1 protein-coding gene is annotated in these 1,408 nt (G+C 56.7%); it reads right to left on the bottom strand.

Annotated elements, in window-relative coordinates; genetic code table 11:
• Positions 1-131: 131 nt before the first annotated feature.
• Positions 132-788, bottom strand: coding sequence for a class I SAM-dependent methyltransferase (locus ACWGS9_RS34835; RefSeq protein WP_454509435.1), 657 nt, complete (start codon positions 786-788; stop codon positions 132-134).
• Positions 789-1,408: the final 620 nt, after the last annotated feature.

Here is a 1,408-nt window from a genome sequence, read left to right as displayed (position 1 = left end):
GTGCCTGCTCATCGCCGCGCTTCAATGCCAGCCGAAACCACGCGCCGCCTGACGCGCTTCATTGTTCACGGGCGACTCCGAAGCGAGCATTGCAAGGCGAAAGTCCGGGGCCGGCGGCCGCAACCACTTACTCAATCGGCGGTAGCTTCGAAGAGGGCCACAACTCCCCTAAGCTCGACTTTTACGTTGGAAAAGCGCTCCCCGAGTGCGGTCTCAAGGTCTTCAACTGTATCCGCGGCGTTCGAGAAAATGCCCTTCCTGTTGTAAAGGTTCATGAGCGCCCGGGCAGGCCGCGAACGAGGGACGCTGCCCTGCAGGATCGTCGCCCCGAACACACGAGCGCCCGGTGCCAACAGCGGACGCAGATGGTCAAAGGCGACAGCTTTTTCCGGGATTGTCCCGGGGAGACAATGGAACAGATAGCAAAGCGCGGCCGACTTGAATTCCTCAATGGGCGGAAGCGGCGCAAGGATGTTGGCTTGAACGGTCTGCGGCGCGTACCTTCGAATGCGCTTGGCCGCAAGTCCAAGGCAGTCGGGATTGAGATCGAGAAGCGTGATGGCAGGATTGGAAACGGGCCATTTGGCTTTGTCGAGGAAGTAGCCGGTGCCAACCCCGACGTCGAGGTGACGGGCAGTGACGTTGCGGTCGTAAAGCTTGCGCAACTCCTGCGTCGGGCAACGCCACAGAAGATGGTTTGAGAAACCCAACACAACCCAGTCGTATGTGCGCAGCACCATCGGCGAATAGATCGCGTGACCTGCATCGATCTCCACCTGTGTGGCCATCCGCACTCCAGTTCATCAGAAAGCTTCAATCATGCGCCCATCAAGACTTCCATGACCGGACGTTTCCTCGACGGGGGCGGGATCACGAGCTTACCCGTACCACCTGCCGCTCCACGGCGGCGCGACTCAAACGGACCGTTGGCGTGTAATGTCACAGCTGGAAGAGCAAGAGCGATGCCAGAGGCGCAGCAGCCGGTTCTGATTGAATTCGCTCACGTCTCGCGGTGAGCGGGTAATCGTCAGTTCTGTCGAATTCCCTACAAAATGGACGGATGTCGCTTTTGCTTCCGGACTTCAAACGGAAGAATGTCATATATTATTTAGGTTTAGACGTTACGGTAGCCGTGATTTTTCGCTAACGATTTCAATTTTTGCTAACGATTTCAGCTGCCGCTCCTTGGCCGAGCAGTTCGAAATCTTCGCCGCCTGATTGACGTCGCATCAGGGCCTCTCTGTGCCCCTATTCAGCCTTTGCAACAAAACCTGACGGCCGGGGTGAAAAAGATGCCCTGCCGCTCATCGCCAAACAAACCCAGAGGCATCATGAATAAGGTTAACTGGTGCGCGTAGGCAAGAGAGAACGATGAGCTGCCAAAAAATCGTCGAATGCAGTAAGAAAA

The sequence above is a fragment of the Mesorhizobium sp. Arg314 genome, assembly GCF_053714275.1.
This window is presented reverse-complemented; position numbering and strand designations above follow the sequence as displayed.

What these genes read in the sequence shown, in the direction of transcription:
- ACWGS9_RS34835 (WP_454509435.1), bottom strand. Translation starts at nt 788, where the DNA reads ATGGCCACACAGGTGGAGATCGATGCAGGTCACGCGATCTATTCGCCG.